The sequence below is a fragment of the Rubellimicrobium sp. CFH 75288 genome (genome assembly GCF_009904055.1).
GTDB lineage: Bacteria > Pseudomonadota > Alphaproteobacteria > Rhodobacterales > Rhodobacteraceae > Rubellimicrobium.
This window is the reverse complement of the sequence record NZ_WYDP01000003.1, coordinates 128,592-145,272: the sequence shown is the minus strand read 5'-3', so window position 1 is coordinate 145,272 and position 16,681 is coordinate 128,592. Positions and strand designations below refer to the sequence as shown.

The window sequence follows — 16,681 nt, the reverse complement described above, 5'->3', positions numbered from 1 at the left end:
GTTGCGCCCACCCTGTTCGCGGCCCCGCCCGCGCGCCATACTGATCCCCTGCCGCTCCGAGTCGGGCGGCGCGTTGGAGAAGGGGGCCCCATGACCGAGATCACGCCGCTGCGCCCCCGCCCCGTGCCCGCCGAGGCCCCGGCCGACGCCGTGTCGGACCCCCTGCCCCACAACATCGAGGCCGAGCAGCAGGTCCTGGGCGCGATCCTGACCAACAACGACGTGTTCGACCGCGTCAGTGCCATCATCGGCGCCGCCCACTTCTTCGATCCCGTCCACGCCGCCATCTGGGAGGTGGCGGCCGCGCGCATCCAGAAGAACCTGCTCGCCTCTCCCGTCACGCTCAAGCCCTATCTCGAGACGCACGAGGGGCTCGCGGCGCTGGGGGGGCCTGCCTATCTCGCACGCCTCGCCGCGGCGGCCATCTCCTCCTATGCCGCGCGCGACTATGCCCAGCTGCTGCGCGACCTCGCCACCCGGCGCGAGCTGATCCGGCTGGGCCGCGACATCTCGGACCGGGCTGCGCGGGTCGAGCTGGGCAGCGCCCCAGAGGACCAGATCGTGGAAGCCGAGCAGGCGCTCTACCGTCTGGCCGATCAGGGGCGGTCCGAGACGGGGTTCCAGTCCTTCCTGCGCGCGGTCACGGACGCGGTGCAGTCCGCCAACGCCGCCTACCAGCGCGACGGGGGCCTGGCCGGGCTGGCCACGGGACTGATCGACCTCGACAAGAAGCTGGGGGGACTCCACAAGTCGGACCTGCTGATCCTCGCCGGGCGGCCCTCGATGGGCAAGACGTCGCTGGCGACCAACATCGCCTTCAACATCGCCCGCGCCTACCGCAAGGGCCGCCTGCCCGACGGGACAGAGGGGGCGGTCAACGGGGGCGTGGTGGGCTTCTTCTCGCTCGAGATGTCGGCCGAGCAGCTGGCCGCTCGGGTCCTGTCGGAGGCATCCGAGGTCCCGTCCGAGCAGATCCGCCGCGGCGACATGACCGAGGCCGAGTTCCGCCGCTTCGTCGAGGCCGCCAAGGATCTGGAGGCCTGCCCGCTCTTCATCGACGACACGCCTGCGCTGCCCATCAGCCAGCTTGCCGCCCGAGCGCGGCGGCTCAAGCGGACCCACGGCCTCGACGTGCTGTTCGTGGACTACCTCCAGCTTCTGCGCCCCGCCTCGGCCAAGGACAGCCGCGTCAACGAGGTGTCGGAGATCACCCAGGGCCTCAAGGCGATCGCCAAGGAACTGGACATTCCCGTGGTGGCGCTGTCGCAGCTGTCGCGCCAGGTCGAGAACCGCGAGGACAAGCGACCCCAGCTGTCGGACCTGCGGGAGTCGGGCTCGATCGAGCAGGATGCGGACGTGGTGATGTTCGTGTTCCGCGAGGAATACTACAAGGAGCGCGAGAAGCCCTCGGAACACGACGTGGAGAAGATGGCCAAGTGGCAGGAGGAGATGGAGCGACTGCACGGGCGCGCCGAGGTCATCATCGGCAAGCAGCGCCATGGCCCGATCGGCACGGTCGAACTGAGCTTCGAGGGTCGCTTCACGCGCTTCGGCAATCTGGCCAGGCCCTGGCAGGGAAGCGAACGCTAGGAGGAGACGGGCCGTCACGGGCTTGCCGGCCGGCGCCGCTCCTGCCATGACGGCCCGCATGGGAACCGGTCGCCTTCGCGTCGATCTTGATGCCGTCGTCGCCAACTGGCGCGCCCTCTCGGCGCTGGCGCGGGTGGAGTGCGGGGCGGTGGTCAAGGCCGATGCCTACGGCCTTGGGGCCGGTCCCGTGGCGCGGGCGCTCGCGACGGCGGGCTGCCGGACGTTCTTTGTCGCCGTCGCCGAGGAGGGAGCGGCCCTGCGCAGGGTGCTGGGCGAAGGTCCCGAAATCCTCGTGTTCTCGGGTCACATGGCCGGGGATGCCCCGCTCCTGGAGGGGGCCGGGCTCGTCCCGCTCGTCAACTCGCTCGACCAGCTGATGCGCCAGATCGAGGCGCTGCCGGGACATCCCTTCGGCATCCAGATCGACACCGGGATGAACCGGCTGGGCATGGAACTGTCCGAATGGGCGGCCGTGGCCGAGATCGCGCTCGAACAGAACCCGGTGCTCCTGATGAGCCACCTGGCCTGCGCGGACGAACCCGACCATCCCATGAACCCCTATCAGCTCGACCTCTTCCGCCAGATGACGGACGGCATCGGGGTGCGGCGCTCGCTGGCCGCGACGGGAGGCATCCTGCTCGGCCCCGACTACGTGTTCGACCTCTGCCGCCCCGGCATCGGACTTTACGGGGGCCTGCCCTTCGAGCATGCCCATCCCGTGGTCACGCTCGACCTGCCCGTGATCCAGGTGCGCGATCTCGCGCCCGGCGAGGTGGCAGGCTACGGCAACGCCTGGCAGGCCGAGCGGCCCTCGCGGCTCGCGACTCTGTCGGCGGGCTACGCGGACGGGATCTTCCGCGCCTTGTCGCACAACCTCGTGCTCTGGCATGGCGACACGCCCTGCCCCGCGGTGGGGCGCATCTCGATGGATCTGGTCATCGCGGATGTCACGGACCTGCCGGAGGAGCCGGACAGCCTCACCCTGATCGGGCCGCGCCAGACGATCGACCAGCTGGCGGCCGGAGCCGGAACGATCGGCTACGAGGTGCTGACCGCGCTGGGAGCCCGTCTGGCCCGCAGCCATGTGGGTGCGTCCGCATGAGGGCAGAGCCGGAGCGGGAGCGGCGGGGAGCATGATCGCGCTGCTCGCGCGGATCGGGGCCTGGACCCTCGGGGGCCTGGCCGGGCTGGGGCGCTTTGCGGCCTTCGCGGGCGCGGCCGTCACCCATCTGGTGCGCCCCCCCTTCTACGGGCGCGAACTGGCTGTCGCTCTTCTCCAGATCGGCTGGCTGTCGCTGCCGGTCGTGGGCCTGACCGCCCTCTTCACCGGCGGGGCGCTGGCGCTCCAGATCTATGCGGGCGGCAACCGCTTCGGTGCCGAGGCGGTGGTGCCGCAGATCGTGGCCATCGGGATGGTGCGCGAACTGGGCCCGGTCCTCGTCGGGCTCATGGTCGCGGCGCGCGTGACATCCTCCATTGCGGCCGAACTGGCGACGATGCGCGTGACCGAGCAGATCGACGCGCTGGTGACGCTCTCGACCGACCCGATGAAGTATCTCGTCCTGCCGCGTCTGCTCGCCGCGACGCTGGCGGTGCCGCTGCTCGTGGGCGTGGGCGACCTGATCGGCATCCTCGGAGGCTGGATCGTGGGCACGGGCCGGCTGGGCTTCGTCTCGGCCGCCTATCTGCGCAACACGCTCGACTTCCTCGAGCCGCTCGACTGGGCTTCGTCCTTTGCAAAGGGGGCGGTGTTCGGCTTTCTCGCCGCGCTGATGGGCTGCTGGTTCGGCATGACATCGGGACGCGGTGCCATGGGGGTGGGGCGCGCGACCAAGGGGGCCGTCGTGGCGGCGGCGGTGGCCATCCTTGCGGCCAACCTGATCCTCACCGAAGCGTTCTTCTCCGCATGAGCGCGCCGGCCATCGAGACCCGGGCGCTGCGCAAGACCTTCGGGGATCTGCGGGTTCTCGACGGCATCGACCTGGCCGTGGCGCCCGGCGAGAGCCTCGTGGTGATCGGCGGCTCGGGCACCGGCAAGTCCGTGCTGCTGAAATGCATCCTGGGCCTGCTGCAGCCCGATGGCGGAACGGTCCGGATCGAGGGGCGCAGCCGCGCCGCCCTGGCCCCCCGCGATTTCCTCGACCGCGTCGGCATGCTGTTCCAGGGGGGGGCGCTGTTCGATTCGCTGCCCGTCTGGCAGAACGTCGCCTTCCGGCACCTGCGCGACGGCATGGCGAGGGTGGAAGCGCGCGAGCGCGCGATCGAGACGCTCGGCCGGGTCGGACTGCCGCCGCGCACGGCAGACCTCTACCCGGCCGAACTGTCGGGCGGCATGCAGAAGCGCGCGGCACTGGCCCGTGCCATCGCCGCCGAACCGGCCTTCCTGTTCTGCGACGAGCCGACAGCGGGTCTCGACCCGATCCTGGCGGGCGTCATCAACCGCTTGATCCGCGATAGCGTCGATCGGCTCGGCGCCACGGCGATCACGATCACGCACGATCTCACGACGGTGCGGACGGTGGCCGACAGGGTGGCGCTTCTGGACGGCGGGCGCATCCGGTGGATGGGCCCCGCCGCCGCCATCGACCACAGCGGCGACGCCCATGTGGAGCAGTTCGTCGCGGGCAGCGACCGCGGCCCCATCTCCACCCTGCGCTAGGCGGCTGCTATCGGATAACAGCGCCTAAACGGCAGACCCAGAAACGATCACTTTCCTCCTCCCCGCGCTTCGGCGGGGAACCGCCGAGCCTCCCGGGTCCTTGTTCCGGTGAGCGCCCGCCTTTCCGGCCGGGCCTCGGGAGTGCTTGCGGTAGGGCGAAAGGATACCGGGATGCGTATGGGGACGACGCTGCAAACCTTCGGCCGCGTGTTGCACGCTGTCTCTCTCTATGCGCTGGGTCTCGCGGCGGTCGGCATGGTCGGCATCACGCTCGGCTCGCTGCTGGGACTCTGGCCGTGGCTCGAGCTCGACGCGCGCTGGGGCGCGATCGAACTGGCCGCCTTCGGCATGTGGGCGCAGATCGGGCTGACGCTGTTTCTCGTGCTCATCACGGCCTTCTTCCCGTCCAGCCTGCGTGTGCTGACCCTCGAGAAGAGCCATCGCGACTTCCGCATCGGGATGAGGGACGTGGCCGAGGCCTATCACGCTGCCCACATGGCCGACCGTCAGGGGGTCTTCACCCTCTCGGGCGAGTTCGATGCCGTGCGCGAGCGCCTCGAATGGCTGCGCGACCATCCTGACCTCAAGCTGCTGGAAGCGGATGTGCTGACGGTGGCCGCGCAGATGTCGCAGCAATCGCATCGCCTCGCGCAGATCTATTCCGAAGAGCGCGTGCAGCGGGCGCGCGACTTCCTCGCCCAGCGGCAGAAGGAAGCCGAGGAGCAGCAGAAGCGCATCCAGGAGGCCCTGGCGACGATGCGCGAGATCATGCGCTGGAACAGCCAGGTGGAACTGGAGGAAGCAACGGTGGCCTCGCAACTCCAGCAGCTCGACGAACAGCTTCACGAGATCCTGCCGGCGCTCGGCTACAGCTTCGAGGGCGACGGTCCGACGCGCGAGCCTGCCGCAGCCACGCCGGCCGTCGAGCCGTCGGCAGCCGCGGAGGAGCCTGCCTTCCGGCACGGTCCGTCGGTGCGTCGCCCCGACAATGTCCTGCCGATGGCGGTGAAGCCCGCGGCCGAGTAGGCCACCGCTTGCAAGACGGCGCGTCATCGCCCAGATCGGGCGCATGGCGCGCGACCGTGGCTTTGTCTGTTCCGAATGCGGCGCGGGCCATCCCAAGTGGTCCGGCCGCTGCGATGCCTGCGGCGCCTGGAACACGCTCGTGGAGGATGCGGCCGCCGCCCGACCGCGACAGCCGGCACGCGGGCGCCTCCTCCAGCCCACCGACCTGGCCACGGCAGAGCCGCCTCCGCCGCGGACCGAAGCGGGCGTGGCGGAACTCGATCGCGTGCTGGGGGGTGGCCTGGTTCCTGCCTCCGCCCTGCTGCTCGGCGGCGATCCCGGCATCGGCAAGTCCACGCTGCTGCTTCAGGCCGCCGCCCGCTTCGCCCGCAACGGCCTGCGCGTGCTCTATGTCAGCGGCGAGGAATCGGCCGCGCAGGTCCAGATCCGGGCCGCCCGGCTCGGGCTGACGGAGAGCCCCGTCCGCCTGCTTGCGCATGCCGGCCTGCGCGACGTGCTCGCCACGCTGGAGGAGGAACGGCCCCATCTGGCGATCATCGACTCGATCCAGACGATGTGGCTGGACAGCGTGGACAGCGCACCGGGATCGGTGTCGCAGGTCAGGGCCTGTGCGCACGAGCTGACGATGCTCGCCAAGTCGCGGGGTGTCAGCGTGGTCATGGTCGGCCATGTGACCAAGGAGGGGGCACTGGCCGGCCCGCGCGTCGTGGAGCACATGGCCGATACGGTGCTCTATTTCGAGGGCGATCGCGGGCACCAGTTCCGCATCCTGCGCGCGGTCAAGAACCGCTTCGGCCCTGCCGACGAGATCGGCGTGTTCGAAATGACAGGGCGCGGCCTCGTGGAGGTGCGCAACCCCTCGGCGCTGTTTCTGGCCGAACGCGGCACGCCCGCTCCCGGCTCGGTCGTCTTTGCCGGCATCGAGGGCACGCGGCCCATCCTGTGCGAGATCCAGGCGCTGGTGGCCCCGGCGGCGCCGGGCTCGGCCCGACGGTCGGTCGTCGGATGGGATGGCGGTCGGCTTGCCATGCTGCTGGCCGTTCTCGACGCGCGGGCGGGGCTGTCGTTCGGAGGGCTCGACGTCTATCTGAATGTCGCGGGCGGGCTGCGGATCACGGAGCCGGCTGCCGATCTGGCCGTGGCGATGGCGCTGGTGTCCGCACAGGCGCAGCGCGCACTCGAGCCGCACGAAGTCGTGTTCGGCGAGATCAGCCTGTCGGGCGCCGTGCGGCCCGTGGCCCAGACGGAAAACCGGTTGAAGGAGGCGGCGAAACTTGGTTTCACCTCCGCCATCCTGCCGGTGCTGCCCAAGCGCGCGGCCGGCTCCGGCCTTCGCCTGCGCGAGATTCCGGACCTGGTCTCCGCCATACGGCTCCATCTCGGGCAGACGTGACAAGGCGAGCGAGGGGCATGCAAGGCTTCACCTACATCGACGGCGCGGTGGCGCTGGTCATCGTGATCTCGGCGCTGCTCGCCTATTCGCGCGGCTTCGTGCGCGAGGCTCTGGCGATCGCCGGCTGGATCGGCGCGGCGATCCTCGCCTTCGTCTTCGCGCCGCAAGCTGTGCCGCTGGTCCGGCAGCTTCCCGTTCTGGGCGATTTCATCGGCGATTCCTGCGAGCTGGCGATCCTCGGCGGTTTTGCCGCGGTCTTCGCGGTGGCGCTGGTGGTCTTCGCCATCTTCACGCCGCTGTTCTCGGGCGCTGTTCAGCGCTCGGCGCTCGGACCGATCGATCAGGGTCTGGGCTTCCTGTTCGGCGTCGCGCGCGGCGTGCTGCTCGTGGCCATCGCCTTCTTCGTGTACGAGACCGTTCTGGCGGCCCAGGGTCTGGCTGTCGTGGAGGACAGTCGCGCCGCGGCGGTGTTCTCGCGCCTGACCGACCGGCTGGCCCAGCAGAACCCGGATGCGGCCATCGCCTGGCTGACGCGGCAATACGAGGATCTGGTCGCCTCCTGCGCGGCGCCCGCCGGCACATGACGGTCACAGGACCGTTGGAGCGCGTCCGCCGGACGTGACAGGACGGCCGCAAGGGCCTAGAGAGGCCCTGCCGCCACTCCCGCACCGGAGCCGCGACCATGCCCCTTCCCGGCACCCCGTTCGATCCCCTCGGCGAGGACCACCTGCGCGAGGAGTGCGGGGTCTTCGGCGTGATCGGCGTGGCAGACGCCGCGAGCTTCGTCGCACTCGGCCTCCACGCGCTCCAGCATCGCGGGCAGGAGGCCGGGGGAATCGTCACCTACGAACCCGACGGCGGATTCCACCAGGCGCGCCGCATGGGCTATGTGCGTGACAGCTTCACCTCGCGCGAGGTCATGGAGACGCTGCCCGGCAGTCTGGGGATCGGCCATGTCCGGTATTCCACCTCGGGCGACAAGGGTCCGGCCGTCATCCGCAACGTCCAGCCCTTCTTCGGGGAATTCGCCCTGGGCGGCGCGGCGATCGCGCATAACGGCAACCTGACCAACGCCGAGTCGCTGCGGCGCGAACTGATCGAGCGGGGGGCGATCTTCCAGTCCTCGTCCGACACGGAGGTGATCATCCACCTGATGGCGCGCTCGATGGGCCGCTCGCTCGTGGACCGGATGGAGGACGCGCTGCGCCGCGTGGAAGGCGCCTTTTCTGTCGTCGCCATGACGCGGACCAAGCTGGTCGGCTGCCGCGATCCGCTGGGCATCCGGCCGCTCGTGCTGGGCCGGCTCGGGCAGGGCTGGGTGCTCGCCTCCGAGACCTGCGCGCTCGACATCGTGGGCGCCGAGTTCCTGCGCGAGGTGGAGCCGGGCGAGATGGTCGTCATCACCGCCGAGGCGGGACCGCAGGGACATTTCCCGTTCCGGCCGCAGAAGCCGCGGTTCTGCATCTTCGAGCACGTGTACTTCTCGCGGCCCGATTCGCTGATCGGAGGCCGGAGCGTGTACGAGACACGAGAAGCCATCGGCCGCGAACTGGCGCGCGAGGCGCCGGTGGAGGCGGATCTGGTCTGTCCCGTGCCCGATTCGGGAACGCCCGCAGCCATCGGCTACGCGGCCCAGTCGGGGATTCCCTTCGGCCTGGGGATCGTGCGCAACCAGTATGTCGGGCGCACCTTCATCGAGCCGACCGAACAGATCCGCAACATGGGCGTGCGCCTCAAGCTCAACGTCAACCGGGCGCTGGTGCGCGGCCGGCGCGTGGTGCTGGTGGACGATTCCGTGGTGCGCGGCACGACCTCGCGCAAGATCAAGGACATGATCCTCGATGCGGGTGCGGCCGAGGTCCATTTCCGCATCGCCTCTCCCCCCACGGCCTGGCCTTGCTTCTACGGGGTGGACACGCCCAGCCGCGACAAGCTGCTCGCCGCCTCCATGACCGAGGAGGAGATGCGCGCCCATCTGGGGGTGGACTCGCTGCGGTTCATCTCGCTGGACGGCCTCTACCGCGCGGTGGGCGAGGCCCAGGGGCGCGATCCGGACAATCCGCGCTATTGCGACGCGTGCTTCTCGGGCGACTATCCCATCGCTCCGTCCGACCGGATCGCCAAGACGCTCAAGGCCAGCCAGGCCGCGGAATAGCGGCCTGATCGGCCGGTTCGTGCCGAGCCGGTCGGCACGTCCGCGCGGGAGGATGCCGACAGCCGGCGGATCGGCGGGGTGCTGTTTCCCTCTGCGGACTGCCATGCAAGAGGGCCGGTCCCGGTGGAACGGCTCCGCCCGACATATCAGAAGACCGGCGATACGAGACCATGTCCGACGATTCCCTTTCCGACGGGGTTCTGCCCCTGCGCCCCGTCGCGCGCCCGCAGGCCGGGGACGAGCGGCTCGCCCAGGCCCCTGCCCGTCGTCCCCAGGCCCGATCCGACGGGCCGCCTGCCCTTCCCGCCGAGGTCGGCGAGAACGCGACCCAGAGCGGGGCGGTCGATCTGGGTCGCACCGTGCTGCTCGGCCTCTTCGACGGACCGGACGGCCCCTCCGCCCTGCTGCGGCTGATCGACGGCGAAGTGGTGCGGGTGGAGCGCGGGGCGGAGGTCCGCGGCTCGCGCGTCTCGGCGATCGGCAACGGATCGCTGCGGCTCCAGCGCAACGGCGTGGAGGTCGTGCTGACCCTGCCGGGCTGAGCGCGCCGCTTGCGCCCTCCAGCCGGAGCGGGCAAGAGGCGCTCATGTCGATCCCCTTTCCCGACACGGTGTTCGTTCTCTGCACCGGCCGGTGCGGCTCCACCACGCTCGCGCGGGCCTGCGCGCATCTGAGCAACTGGACCGTCGCGCACGAATCGCGCACCCACCTTCTGGGCGAGGCGCGGTTCGCCGTCCCGCCGCGGCATATCGAGGTGGACAACCGGCTGGCCTGGATGCTGGGCCGGCTCGACCGCGCCTGGGGCGACCGGGCGGCCTATGTCCACTTGTCGCGTGATCCTGCGGAGGTTGCCGCGAGCTATGCCGCGCGGGCCCATCAGGGGCTGGCCAAGGCCTGGCGCGAGGGGATCCTGGCCCGACATCTCCGGCGTCCGCCCGTGCCGCCCCTGATCGACGCCTGCCGCGACATGATCGAGACGATCGAGGCCAACATCGATCACTTCCTGCGGGACAAGACGCATGTCCTCTCCATGAGGCTCGAAACGCTCGAGGAGGATTTCGAGACCTTCGCGGGCTGGATCGGGGCGGAAGGTGACCTCGAGAGCGCACGGGCCGAGATCAGGGTCCGTCACAACCCGACGGAGCCGGAACGATGAGCGCGCGGCCCGTCGCCCTCGTGACCGGGGCAAGCCGGGGGCTGGGCTTCGCCCTGGCCCGTGCGCTGTCGCGGACGCATCACGTGGTGGCGGTCGGCCGGACGCAGGGGGCGCTCGAGGAGCTGGACGACGCGATCCGGTCGGACGGGTTCGAAGCCACGCTTGCGCCCATGGACATCACCCAGGGCGATGCGATGCGGCAGCTTGCGCGGGCGATCTTCGACCGCTGGGGCCGGATCGGCCTGTGGGTCCACACGGCCGTTCATGCCGGCCCTCTCGCCCCTGCGGGTCACCTTGCGCCCAAGGATCTCGACCGCTGCATCGCCGTCAACCTGCGCGCCACGGCGGACCTGATCGCCGTGTTCTCGCCCCTCATCGGGGCCGAAGGCCGGGCGGTGTTCTTCGACGACCCGAGGGGGGGCGAGAAGTTCTTCGGCCATTACGGCTCCACCAAGGCCGCCCAGATCGCGCTGGCCCGCTCCTGGGCGGCCGAGGGCGAGCGGATCGGGCCGCGGGTCCTCGTGCTCTCGCCCCGGCCGATGGCGACGGCCCTCCGCGCCCGCTTCTTCCCCGGAGAGGATCGGGCACCGCTGGCCCGGCCGGAGGCCGAGGCCGCCCGCCTTCTGCCGGTCATCCTGGACGGCCTGTCCTGCGGATGAGCGGGACGCTTGCCGGTCTGGTCCCGCTCCCTTAGGAGGGGGGCGGACCGGGAGCCCCCATGCGTATCCTCATCACCAACGACGACGGCATCAACGCGCCCGGCCTGCGTGTGCTCGAGGCGATCGCCACCGAGGTCGCGGGACCCGAGGGCGAGGTCTGGACGGTCGCTCCGGCCTTCGAGCAGTCGGGCGTGGCCCATGCGATCAGCTATACCCATCCGACCATGATCTCGCGGCTCGACGAGCGCCGCTTCGCGGCCGAGGGTTCGCCGGCCGATTGCGTGCTGGCCGGCCTTTATGACGTGCTCGAGGGGCGGCGCCCCGATCTGGTGCTCTCGGGCGTGAACAGGGGAAACAACGCGGGCGAGAATGCCGTCTATTCCGGCACCGTGGGCGGAGCGATGGAGGCCGCGCTGCAGGGACTGCCGGCGATCGCCCTGTCGCAGTTCATGGGACCGGGCACCGTTCGCCTCGACGATCCCTTCGAAGCCGCGGCACGGCACGGCGTCGCCATCGTCCGCCGCCTGCTCGAGCGCGGGATCTGGGATGAAGGGCCCTACAGGCTCTTCTACAACGTCAACTTCCCGCCCTGCTCCGCGGCGGGCGTGCGGGGATCGGCCGTCGTGCGGCAGGGCTTCCGCACCCGCTCCGCCCACAGCGTGGAGCCTCATGTCTCGCCCTCGGGGCGACGGTTCCTGTGGGTCAAGGGCGGTGCACAGGACGAACGGACCGGACCGGGCACCGATGTGGAGGCCAATCTGGACGGGCTGATCGCGATCACCCCCTGCCGGGCCGACCTGACGGCGCACGATGCGCTGGACGCCCTGTCGCGGGCGCTGGCGGAGCCCTGAGCCGTGACCGGCGATCCCCAGGCGGCCGCGCGGCTTCTTCTGGCGCTCCGCAGCGCCGGCGTGACCGATCCGCGCGTGCTCGACGCCATGGAGCGGATCGACCGGGCCCTGTTCGTGCGCGGCCTCTTCGCATCGCGGGCCTACGAGGACGTGCCCCTGCCGATCGCCTGCGGGCAGACCATCTCCCAGCCCTCGGTCGTCGGGCTGATGACCCAGGCCCTGTCGGTCTCTCCGCGCGACAAGGTCCTGGAGGTGGGGACCGGGTCGGGCTATCAGGCGGCGATCCTGTCGCTGCTCGCCCGCCGGGTCTACACGGTGGATCGCTACCGCAGCCTTGTCGCCGCTGCGCGCGAGGTGTTCGAGGCGCTCAACCTGCACAACATCACCGCGCTGACGGCCGATGGCAGCCACGGCCTGCCCGATCAGGCGCCCTTCGACCGCATCCTCGTGACCGCGGCGGCCGAGGACCCGCCCGGCCCCCTCTTGGCCCAGTTGCGCATCGGTGGCATCATGGTCCTGCCGGTCGGGCAGAGCGACGCGGTCCAGACCCTCCTGCGCGTCACACGCACGGGGGAACGGGGATTCGAGTACGACGAATTGCGCCCGGTCCGCTTTGTCCCTCTGGTGGAGGGGCTGGGGCAGGATTGAGGCGCGACAAGGTGGGGCCGGACAGCGGCTCCCGGGCGGGACGGAATGGGGGCGAGCGGCATGGCTGAACGGGTCGTGGTCTTGCGCGCATGGTGGGCAGGTGTGGCGCTGGCGGCAGCAGCGGGTTGCGATCGCCCCCTCGACATGGACATGCGCGACCTGGCGGGGGGTTTCTCCACCACCGAGGCGGCGCTGGCTGCGCCCGAGCGGCCTGCCCCCGATGCGCGCGGAGTCATCAGCTATCCCAACTACCAGGTTGCCGTGGCGCAGCCGAACGACACCGTCTCCACCATCGCCGCGCGGCTGGGCTACGATGCGCAGGAACTCGCCGCGTTCAACGGACTGACGACCGACACTCCGCTGCGGCGCGACGAGCTGGTGGCCCTGCCCCGCCCCGTGGCCGCCAGTCCCGCCGCGGCACCGGCCGCACCCCTTCCGGCGACGCTTCCGGCCGCCGCGCCCGCTCCGGCAGCGGCGGTGACCACGACCCCGCTCTCCGCCTCTCCCGCCGCCACGCCGGCCGCGGCCCCGCCCCCCTTCGGCACTCAGAGCGGCCCGCCCGCCGGCGTCGAGCCGATCCGCCACCAGGTTCAGCGCGGAGAGACCGCCTATTCCGTCGCGCGGCTCTATGGCGTGCCCGTGCGCACCGTCGCCGAATGGAACGGACTGGGGTCCGATCTGGCCGTGCGAGAAGGCCAGTTCCTTCTCGTGCCGCCCACGCCCGAGGCCAGCCCGGCCGCCGCGACCCCCCAGCCCGGCGAAGGCAGTCCCACGCCCGTTCCCCCGAGCGCAGCCGCTCCGCTGCCGCAGGAGAGCCCTGCTCCCGCCTCGACGGCAGCGCCTCCGCCGCCCGCGCCCGTTCCCCAGGACCTCGGACGGGAGCAGACGGCGGCGCCCGCCTCGCGGCTGGTCATGCCGGTTCAGGGGCCGATCATCCGCGCCTATGCGCCCGGTCGCAACGAAGGCATCGACATCGGCGCGCCCGCCGGGACCGAGGTCAAGGCCGCGGATGCCGGAACCGTCGCCGCCATCACGACAAACACGGACGGGATCCAGATCGTGGTGATCCGGCACGCCGGCGATCTTCTCACGGTCTATACCCATCTCGACCGTCTGACGGTTCAGAAGGATCAGCAGGTCAGCCGCGGCCAGACCATCGGCCGGGTGCGCGAAGGCGATCCGTCCTTCCTCCATTTCGAGGTGCGCCGCGGCATGCAGAGCACCGACCCGACCGACTTCCTCCCGTGATCGGGGCATCCGGCGCGAGCGCGGAACCGCGGCAGCCATGAGCGACCGCGACCCCTCGCCGCCGGCGCAGAAGTTCGTCAGGGCCGCCCGCGAAGGGGCCGGTCCGGCCGATCCATCGCTCCCCCGCCCGCGACCCCGCCCGCGGGCAGCCCACCCCCTCTTCGAGCTGCGCTGGCGGCGGGCGCTGCGCGAGATCGAGGGACCGCTTCATCGCCTCTACGCGCCGGCGCACGACGTGGACGCCCTTCTGGGCAGGATGCGCGATCTGCTGTACGCGCACTGGCGCGCGCGGCCGCAGGACCTGCGCGCGCTCGATCTCGAGCGGGACGTGGACCCCGAATGGTTCCTCTCCGAGCGGATGGCGGGCTATGTCTGCTATGTCGACCGCTTTGCCGGAACCTTTCGGGACCTGCCCGACCGGATCCCCTATCTCAGGACGCTGGGGATCACCTACCTGCACCTGATGCCCTGTCTCCTGCCACGCCCCGGCGACAGCGACGGCGGCTATGCCGTCATGGACTACACCGAGACCGATCCGCGCCTGGGCAGCATCGACGATCTCGAGGCGGCCGCGCGAACCCTCCGGGCGAACGGCATCTCGCTCTGCATCGACTTGGTGCTCAACCACACGGCGCGCGAGCATCGCTGGGCCGAGGCCGCGCGGGCGGACGATCCGCATTACCGGGCCTTCTACCGGCTGTTCGAGGACGACACCCTTCCGCGGCGCTATGCGGAGACCCTGCCCGACATCTTTCCCGCGCAGGCACCCGGCTCCTTCACATGGGAGCCGACGATGGGCCGCTGGGTCTGGACGACCTTCAACACCTTCCAGTGGGATCTCAACTGGGAGAACCCGGAGGTCCTTCTCGCGTTTCTCGACATCATCATGACCCTCGCCAACCGGGGGGTGGAGGTGTTCCGGCTCGATGCGGTCGCCTTTCTGTGGAAGCGGCTGGGAACGACCTGTCAGAACCTCCCCGAAGTCCACGACCTGCTCCAGATCCTCGTCCAGGCCACACGCGCCGCGGCCCCGGCGGTGATCCACAAGGCCGAGGCGATCGTCGGCCCCCGTGACCTCGTCGCCTATCTGGGCCAGGGACGGCACGAGGGACGCGTCTGCCAGCTGGCCTATCACAACAGCCTGATGGTGCAGGCCTGGTCCTCGCTGGCTGCGCGGGACACGCGCCTGATGACACATGTGCTGGGGCGGCACTTTCCCGAGGGCTTCCGCCGCGCCACCTGGGTCACCTATCTGCGCTGCCATGACGACATCGGCTGGGCCATCACGGACGAAGATGCCGCCGGCATCCCGGACCTGTCGGCCCCGGCCCACAGGGCCTTTCTGGCAGATTTCTACAACGGCTCGTTTCCCGGCTCCTTCGCGCGCGGCGAGGATTTTCAGCCCGATCCCGTGACAGGAGACCGACGCACAAACGGCACGCTGGCGTCGCTGGCCGGACTGGAGGTCGCCCTCGAGTCGGGCGAGACCGGCCGGATCGACGACGCCGTGGCACGCATCCTGATGCTCCACGCGCTGATCGCCGTCCATGGCGGGATTCCGCTCGTGTTCATGGGGGACGAAATCGGCCTGCTCAACGATCCGTCCTTCCGCAGCGATCCGCATCTGGCGGCGGACGGCCGCTGGCTGCACCGGCCGCGCATGGACTGGGTCGCCCTCGAGGAGGGGCTGTCCCAGCCCGACAGCCCGGCCGCGCGCATTGCCGCCGGGCTCAGGACCATCCTGGCGGCGCGGGCGGCCTGCCCGTCCCTCGCCGGACACGTTCCCACGCGCGTGGTCGATCTGGGCGACCGGGCGCTCTTTTCGGTGTTGCGCCCCCACGAGGCGGTTCCCGTCCTCGGGCTCTTCAACTTCACCGAGCATCCCGCATTGGTGCCCGCAGGCCGCCTGCCCATTGGCACGGGACCGTGGCACGACCGTCTCTGGGGCGGCACCGTCGAGGCGCCGGAGGGGCGGCTCGACCTGCCGCCCTATGCCGCCCGCTGGCTGGCGCCCGCAGGCTGACGCAGCGACAGGACGACGGCCAGCGGCGCAGCCGCCGCGACCAGGACCGCCACCAGCGTGAAGGCCACCCGCAGACCCGCCGCCTCGCTCACGAGGCCCATGACCACCGGTGCGAAGAAGAAGCCCGAGAAGCCCATGACGGCGGCCTTGCTGATCGCCTCGGTCCGCCAGTGCGGCGCGACCAGCTTGCCGACCAGCGCGAGGCCCATGGGTCCGATGACGGACACGCCGAGCCCGAACAGGCCGAAACCCGCCTGCGCCATCCAGGGCGCGACGGCCCACGCGGCGACCAGCGCCCCCGACGCGGCCAGAGCGGAGGCCGCCACCACCACCTGCACCTCCTTCAGGCGCTCGGCCACGGCCTGTCCGCCGAACCGTCCGATCGCCATGGTGAGCCCCAGCATCGCCGGCCCCAGCGCACCCTCGGCGGCGCGGCCGCCCAGCGTTCGCTCGATGTGCAGTGCCGACCACGCTTCGGTTGCCGCCTCGGTCATGAAGGCCGACAGGACCACGCCTCCGCAGAGCAGGACGGGCAGGACAGGCCAGGCTCCGCGCCCGGAGGCGGGAACCGGCGCCCGAACGGGCACAAGGTGCATCCGGGGCACGAGGACCGCCGTCACGAGCACCCCCACCGTCAGGAGGGCCGCCACCGCCGGCAGACCCATCTCCCGCGCCAGACCAGCCCAGACCGCTCCGAGCGTGTAGCCCACCGAGAACATCGCATGGGCCGCGTTCATCAGCGACCGGCCGTGCACGGCCTCGAGTTCGGAGGTGCGCGCATTCATCACGACGTCCAGAAGCCCCGAGGTGAGCCCGACCAGAAGGAGAACGGCGAAGAACAGCGCGGGACTTCCCACGGAACCCGGCAGAAGCCAAACCGCCGCGAACAGGACGGCCAGCACCTGCATGGCCCGGGCACCCAGCGCCCGGTCCACGGCCGGAGCCAGCCACATCGCCGAGACGAGTCCCGTGGCCGATCCGAGGAGCAGCAGCCCGAACGTGCCGTCGCCCACATCGAGCCCCGCCTTGATCTCGGGCACATAGCCTGCAAAGCAGCCCCAGAAGCCGCCCAGCGCCGCAAAGGCGCGGGAGGGCGCCGCGGCCAGGCGGACGGCGTTCAGCACGGACATGGGCGGCGCCTCCCTGATGCGTGCCCGCTTGTGCCAGCGGCCGGACGCAGGGGCAAGGCTCCGGCAGGCGAGGGGTTTCCTTCGGGCGAGCCTCGCGGTATGGGGGCGCCCTCAACCGGGGCGGCACACCCTTGGAGGGCCGC

At 70.9% G+C, this 16,681-nt stretch carries 16 protein-coding genes; 15 read left to right on the top strand and 1 reads right to left on the bottom strand.

Going from position 1 to position 16,681, the window contains the following annotated elements; translation table 11 throughout:
- Positions 1-90: 90 nt before the first annotated feature.
- From GT358_RS04000 to GT358_RS03930, 15 genes are all read left to right on the top strand, one after another.
- A complete protein-coding gene (locus tag GT358_RS04000) occupies positions 91-1,590 on the top strand; it encodes a replicative DNA helicase (protein ID WP_166581295.1) in 1,500 nt (499 codons plus the stop codon).
- Between the two features lie 58 nt (positions 1,591-1,648).
- The gene (gene alr / locus GT358_RS03995) at positions 1,649-2,692 is read left to right on the top strand and encodes an alanine racemase (protein WP_166581294.1); all 1,044 of its coding nucleotides are present in this window, start codon (positions 1,649-1,651) and stop codon (positions 2,690-2,692) included.
- Positions 2,693-2,723: 31 nt separating this feature from the next.
- The gene (locus GT358_RS03990; protein ID WP_166581293.1) at positions 2,724-3,500 is read left to right on the top strand and encodes an ABC transporter permease; all 777 of its coding nucleotides are present in this window, start codon (positions 2,724-2,726) and stop codon (positions 3,498-3,500) included.
- Positions 3,497-4,249 carry an ABC transporter ATP-binding protein gene (locus GT358_RS03985; protein ID WP_166581292.1) on the top strand — a complete coding sequence of 251 codons (753 nt, stop codon included), beginning with the start codon at positions 3,497-3,499 and terminating at the stop codon, positions 4,247-4,249. The genes GT358_RS03990 and GT358_RS03985 overlap by 4 nt, the downstream gene beginning before the upstream one ends.
- 171 nt (positions 4,250-4,420) lie before the next feature.
- A complete protein-coding gene (locus tag GT358_RS03980; RefSeq protein ID WP_208103319.1) occupies positions 4,421-5,275 on the top strand; it encodes a DNA repair protein in 855 nt (284 codons plus the stop codon).
- A gap of 43 nt (positions 5,276-5,318) precedes the next feature.
- Positions 5,319-6,668, top strand: a complete 1,350-nt coding sequence (gene radA / locus GT358_RS03975; protein WP_166581291.1) for a DNA repair protein RadA — start codon at positions 5,319-5,321, stop codon at positions 6,666-6,668.
- 17 nt (positions 6,669-6,685) lie between these two features.
- Positions 6,686-7,252, top strand: a complete 567-nt coding sequence (locus GT358_RS03970) for a CvpA family protein (RefSeq protein ID WP_166581290.1) — start codon at positions 6,686-6,688, stop codon at positions 7,250-7,252.
- A gap of 98 nt (positions 7,253-7,350) precedes the next feature.
- Complete coding sequence (purF, locus tag GT358_RS03965; RefSeq protein WP_166581289.1) at positions 7,351-8,823, top strand: amidophosphoribosyltransferase; 1,473 nt, start codon at positions 7,351-7,353, stop codon at positions 8,821-8,823.
- Positions 8,824-8,993: 170 nt separating this feature from the next.
- Complete coding sequence (locus GT358_RS03960; protein ID WP_166581288.1) at positions 8,994-9,365, top strand: hypothetical protein; 372 nt, start codon at positions 8,994-8,996, stop codon at positions 9,363-9,365.
- Between the two features lie 44 nt (positions 9,366-9,409).
- Positions 9,410-9,979 carry a hypothetical protein gene (locus GT358_RS03955; RefSeq protein ID WP_166581287.1) on the top strand — a complete coding sequence of 190 codons (570 nt, stop codon included), beginning with the start codon at positions 9,410-9,412 and terminating at the stop codon, positions 9,977-9,979.
- The gene (locus tag GT358_RS03950) at positions 9,976-10,638 is read left to right on the top strand and encodes an SDR family oxidoreductase (RefSeq protein ID WP_166581286.1); all 663 of its coding nucleotides are present in this window, start codon (positions 9,976-9,978) and stop codon (positions 10,636-10,638) included. Before GT358_RS03955 ends, GT358_RS03950 begins: the two co-directional genes overlap by 4 nt.
- Before the next feature lie 59 nt (positions 10,639-10,697).
- Entirely contained in the window at positions 10,698-11,489 is a 792-nt protein-coding gene (surE, locus tag GT358_RS03945; protein WP_166581285.1) for a 5'/3'-nucleotidase SurE, read from the top strand.
- Positions 11,490-11,492: 3 nt separating this feature from the next.
- Entirely contained in the window at positions 11,493-12,137 is a 645-nt protein-coding gene (locus tag GT358_RS03940; RefSeq protein ID WP_166581284.1) for a protein-L-isoaspartate(D-aspartate) O-methyltransferase, read from the top strand.
- 60 nt (positions 12,138-12,197) lie between these two features.
- Positions 12,198-13,385: a peptidoglycan DD-metalloendopeptidase family protein gene (locus GT358_RS03935; protein WP_166581283.1), complete on the top strand. Its 1,188-nt coding sequence runs from the start codon at positions 12,198-12,200 to the stop codon at positions 13,383-13,385.
- Positions 13,386-13,422: 37 nt separating this feature from the next.
- The gene (locus GT358_RS03930) at positions 13,423-15,408 is read left to right on the top strand and encodes an alpha-amylase family protein (protein WP_166581282.1); all 1,986 of its coding nucleotides are present in this window, start codon (positions 13,423-13,425) and stop codon (positions 15,406-15,408) included.
- Here GT358_RS03930 and GT358_RS03925 read toward each other — a convergent pair.
- Positions 15,375-16,538, bottom strand: a complete 1,164-nt coding sequence (locus tag GT358_RS03925; protein WP_166581281.1) for an MFS transporter — start codon at positions 16,536-16,538, stop codon at positions 15,375-15,377. The two genes, GT358_RS03930 and GT358_RS03925, sit on opposite strands and share 34 nt — an antisense overlap.
- Positions 16,539-16,681 lie beyond the last annotated feature (143 nt).